Raw genomic sequence first — 5,120 nt, 5'->3', positions numbered from 1 at the left:
AATCTCCTGCTTGAAACAGAAATGATTACAGATGGTTCTTTTTCCGAGGATGTGGTCGTCGTTGCAGGCGGAACGAAAAATCCGATTTCTGTTGAAAATCTTGAACGTGGATTGTATCAGCTTGATGTATTGGATCCTCAAGGGATGAAAGAGCGCCTGGAGCAAAAGTCGATGGTCAACTTCCTGAAGGTAATAAGGGGATCGGTTGAAAAGAGCGGGTTTTCTGAAGGAGAAATCGCTTATGTAGGAATGCTTCATATGAAAAGATCAGCACACAACTATGTTTTGCGTGAGCTTGGCTTAGAAGACTCGAAATCTATTTATCTGGAAGAGTATGGCCATATCGGCCAGATTGATCAGATTCTGTCGCTGGAGTTAGCCGAAAGTTCAGGAAAGCTGAAGGACGGCGATATCACAGTCCTTGTCAGTGCTGGAATCGGCTATGCATGGGGTGCCACAACCATACGCTGGGGAAAGGGTGAGTAGCAATGAGAAAAACGGAAGCTCAGGCAGTTGAAATTAAAAAAGTGGATTTGCCAAATGGAGAGACAATTGCATACCGGGAACGGGAAGGCGGAGTGAAAAACGTTCTGCTGATTCACGGAAACATGACTTCATCCAAGCACTGGGATTTACTGATTGATAAGATGGATCCTGCTTATAAAATTTACGCACTCGACATGAGAGGTTTTGGTGAATCAAGCTACCATAAACCAAATATGTCGATCAAGGATTTTTCGGATGATGTAAAATTGTTTGTCGATGAGCTTGGCTTGAATGATTTTTCAATCATAGGATGGTCGACAGGCGGGGCTGTTGGGATGCAATTTGCTGCCGATTATCCTGGTTATTGTGAGAAGCTTATCTTGCTTGCATCTGCTTCAACCCGCGGCTATCCTTTCTTTGGCACAAGCCCAGAAGGCCTGCCGGATGTTAATAATCGGATAGCCTCTTTTGAAGATGTTAGAGCAGACAGTGGCAAGACAGTCGCCGTCCAAACTGCATATGACCAGCAGAATAGAGAGTTTTTAAAGGCGATGTGGAATATGCTGATCTACACGAATCGCCAGCCGGATGAAGAGCATTATGAAGAGTATGTTGACGATATGTTGACACAGCGCAATCTTGCGGAAATCTATCATTCTCTCAATACTTTTAACATTAGTGCCGTCAATAACGGGTTAACCGAAGGCAGTAATCAGGTGAAGGATATCCAGATACCTGTCCTTGTGCTTCGAGGTGACCGTGATTTGGTCGTCACACAGCGGATGACAGAAGAGATTGTTGAGGATTTTGAAGGGCGTGCCAAATTTGTGGAATTAAAGGATTGCGGACATTCTCCTTTGGTGGATGATTTAGCGCAGCTTCAACAGCAAATCGAGGAATTTTTAACAGAATAGGAAGGTGAGCTTATGAGATTGAAAGATAAGGTTGCGATCATTACAGGAGCTGCCAACGGAATTGGTCTGGCAGCGGCGAAGACCTTTGCAAAAGAAGGAGCAAAAGTGGCATTAGCAGACTTTGACGAGGCAACAGGAACACAGCGCGCAACTGAGTTGTCTGAAGAGGGATTCGAAGTAGCATTTTTTCAGGTGAATGTAGCGGACAGAAGCAGTGTGGATGCCATGGTTCAAAAGGTTCTTGGACAGTATGAAAAAATTGATATTCTGGTCAATAATGCTGGCATTACAAGAGATGGCATGCTGCACAAGCTGGCGGTGGAAGACTTCCAGAAGGTCGTCGACGTTAACCTGACAGGTGTATTCAATTGTGCCCAGGCAGTAGTCCCAGCAATGGTCCAGCAAGGCTCAGGCAAAATCATTAATACATCTTCCGTTTCAGGCGTGTATGGCAATGTCGGACAGACCAACTATGCTGCCACAAAAGCCGGTGTAGTCGGGATGACCAAAACCTGGGCAAAGGAACTCGGCCGCAAGGGAATAAACGTAAATGCAGTAGCCCCAGGTTTTATCGAAACCGGAATGACCGCCAAAGTTCCGGAAAAAGTGCTGGAGCAAATGAAGATGATGGTTCCACTTGGAAGGCTGGGCTTGCCGGAGGACATCGCGAACGCTTATTTATTCCTAGCCTCAGACGAATCGAATTATATAAACGGAACAACCCTTCATGTTGATGGCGGGATTATGATGTAGATGGTAAAAAAGCGCACTCGTGGCGCTTTTTTTATTGGGGTGTGGAGAGATGAATTAGGTTCAACTAGTGATATATCTGTTGCAACTGGTATTAAATTCGTTGCAACTGGTATTAAAAGATGAGGATACAATCGTTCCAACTCAAAAAAATTGGAAGATTGCAATATATGGAGGTACATCTGCTCAACTGGTGAAAAAATCAATACAACCGTTGAAAAAACTGCCTCAACCGGTGATAAAACTGCTTCAACCGTAGAAAAAACTATCTCAACCGTAGAAAAAATTGCTTCAACCGTTGAAAAATGCTTCAACTGGTGAAAAAATCATTCCGACGAGAAAAATAGTATCCCCACAACTAAAATAAGTGTTTTAAAGGGTACATAAAGATATCAAACTCCCTACATATCAATAATTTTCACCTGTCCATCATGAAATCTTTTACAATCGATAGTAAATAACTCAAAAAGCATTTATTTTTTACGATTTCAAGGTGAAAATCAACTAATTTAGAAGCAGCAGTTTATAAATCTCCAATAAAAACAAACCCAAAAACTTCTTATGGATATATTTAATAAGATTAACTTTCTATCAAAAGTGGTAAAAGGTAATTAAAAAGAATGAGGTGCTATAACATGGAGGAACAAAAACAAACTTACTACTTTAACATAGAAAGCGGCGAGGTTTTGGATCAGCCTGCTGAGCCGGAGGGCCATTTTACCCTTATTGCAACTGGGGAGGAAATCAAGCAATTTCGTGAGTTTCTGGTTGAGAACTACAAGGCGGATTGGGAAACCTTTGGAAATGCTCATGTTCCTTTCCGAGATCCAGATCGTGAAAATGCGGAATATGATATGACAATGAAGGGAATTTATGCAATGGTTTACAAGCTTGGTGATGCTGAAGCGAAGAACCATGTTAGAAACATGGGAATCTTGGATGAACAGCAGCTGAATAGATAGTCAAACTAAAAGCCACAGCTCCGTGCTGTGGCTTTACTTATCAATTTCAACCCATGGATTGTTTGTTAAGAAAAACATCTTCACCAATTCCATTCATCAAATCACTCTTTAACCGTTCTGTAACTAACCTGTAACTCCCATTTTCTAAAATGAATTCATCATGAACGAGAGAGGGAGAGATTGCGGTGAGGTGGGAGCTCGATTGGCTGGAAACGAGAGCGAGAATGACACCGGCGGCCCAAGCAATTGGCGATGCTGAATCGGGTCATGCCTGGACTTTTAAGGAGGTCAATGATCGGGCAAAAGCAATTGCCATGTGGCTGCATGAAAAAGGTGTCCAAAAGGGAGACAGGGTAGCGCTGCTCGCGCCGAACGGAATCAGTTACTTTGATTTACTGTTTGCCTGTGGCAAGATCGGCGCTATTTTCGTGCCGCTTAACTGGAGACTGTCCATCGATGAACTTACCTATATACTAAATGATTCGAATCCGCGGCTTCTTGCGTTCCATTCCAACTTTACCAATGAGGTTACGATGATATGGCAGCACGAGGAGCGCAGTCTTCCAATAGATGGATCACAATATGAATTGTTGTTTGACCAATATGCTGGCCGTCTAAACAAGTCTATGTTCCGGAACACTGAAGTGGACGAGGAAGACCCGCTGGCGATGATTTATACGGGCGGAACGACTGGTAAGCCGAAAGGGGCAGTCCTGTCACACCGTGCGATTATTTGGAACGGGATTTCCACGATTGCCAGCTGGAACCTGACGAATGAAGACAAGACGGTGACTTATTTGCCCTTATTCCATACAGGCGGCCTGAATGCGCTTTCGATACCTATACTGATGGCTGGTGGGCAAATTATTATTGCGAGGGAATTTGTTCCGGAACAAGCCATTGAAAATTTAATAAAATTCAAGTGTACAATCGTCCTGTTTGTGCCGACGATGTATCATATGCTTGTGAAATCCGAACACTTTTACAAAGCTGAGTTCAAGGATATGAAAATATTTCTGTCAGGGGGTGCGCCTTGCCCGCTAGATATCTACGAGGCTTTCAAGCAAAAGGGGATGGCGTTCAAGGAAGGGTACGGCTTGACGGAAGCTGGGCCAAATAACTTTTTTATTGATCCAGCAGAGGCTGACGTGAAACGGGGGTCTGTCGGCAAACCGATGCTCTTTAATGCGGTCAGAATCATAAACGAGGAAGGCTGTGAAACAGTTCCCGGCGAAGTTGGGGAGCTGGCGATACAGGGGAATCACTCTTTTTCCTACTACTGGAATAATAAAGACGCAACGAAAGACACATTAAGAGATGGCTGGTTATATACAGGAGACCTGGCTAAAAAGGATGAGGAAGGCTACTTCTATATTGTCGGCCGGAAAAAGGAAATGATCATTACCGGCGGGGAAAATGTTTTTCCACTCGAAATCGAGCACTGGCTATGTTCACATCCATCGATTCAGGAGGCAGCTATAATTGGGATGCCTGATGATAAATGGGGTGAGGTTGTGACAGCCTTTATTGTCCGTGAGGAGAAAAGCGAACTTGCAGAGGCAGAGGTCAAAGATTATTGCAGACAGAAGCTCGGTGGCTACAAAGTGCCAAAGCATATCCATTTCATTAGCCAGATGCCAAAAACGCATGTCGGAAAAATCGATAAGAAGCTGCTAAAGAATAGCGCCTTGACTAATAACGCTGAAAAGCAGAAGCCTGTCATCTAAAAACTGATTTCGGAATATATTTGGAATTTCCGGAATATATGGCAGTTATTTCGGAATAAAATAAAAAATTCCGGAATATATAGGGTGAGTTCCGGAATATATCCGTAAAATTCGGAATATCCAACCGAAACAGCATTTCGATAGAGAGATAGGTCGGCAGTTCAAAAGATCTTAAAAGGCATTTCAATTGGCATCAGCTGATTGAAATGCCTTTTCTTCTTTTATAAAAAAGCACAGGACAATGTTAAACAAAAACAGCGATGATAACAGCAGCATGACTC

5 protein-coding genes are annotated in these 5,120 nt (G+C 43.3%); all 5 read left to right on the top strand.

Annotation, left to right across the window (positions count from 1 at the left end; all coding sequences use genetic code 11):
* The coding region (locus WB217_RS18490; RefSeq protein ID WP_423994791.1) for a 3-oxoacyl-[acyl-carrier-protein] synthase III C-terminal domain-containing protein at positions 1-486 on the top strand (486 nt) is incomplete at its 5' end.
* A 2-nt stretch (positions 487-488) separates the two neighbouring features.
* Positions 489-1,400 (top strand): alpha/beta fold hydrolase, encoded by a 912-nt coding sequence (locus WB217_RS18485; RefSeq protein ID WP_423994790.1) that lies wholly within the window; start codon positions 489-491, stop codon positions 1,398-1,400.
* A gap of 12 nt (positions 1,401-1,412) precedes the next feature.
* Positions 1,413-2,153 (top strand): 3-oxoacyl-ACP reductase FabG, encoded by a 741-nt coding sequence (gene fabG, locus WB217_RS18480; protein WP_423994789.1) that lies wholly within the window; start codon positions 1,413-1,415, stop codon positions 2,151-2,153.
* A 632-nt stretch (positions 2,154-2,785) separates the two neighbouring features.
* Entirely contained in the window at positions 2,786-3,112 is a 327-nt protein-coding gene (locus WB217_RS18475; RefSeq protein ID WP_423994787.1) for a hydrolase, read from the top strand.
* Between the two features lie 185 nt (positions 3,113-3,297).
* Positions 3,298-4,839 carry a class I adenylate-forming enzyme family protein gene (locus tag WB217_RS18470; protein WP_423994786.1) on the top strand — a complete coding sequence of 514 codons (1,542 nt, stop codon included), beginning with the start codon at positions 3,298-3,300 and terminating at the stop codon, positions 4,837-4,839.
* Positions 4,840-5,120: the final 281 nt, after the last annotated feature.

Source organism: Mesobacillus sp. (assembly GCF_049588175.1).
Taxonomy (GTDB): Bacteria; Bacillota; Bacilli; order Bacillales; family Cytobacillaceae; genus Mesobacillus.
This window is presented reverse-complemented; position numbering and strand designations above follow the sequence as displayed.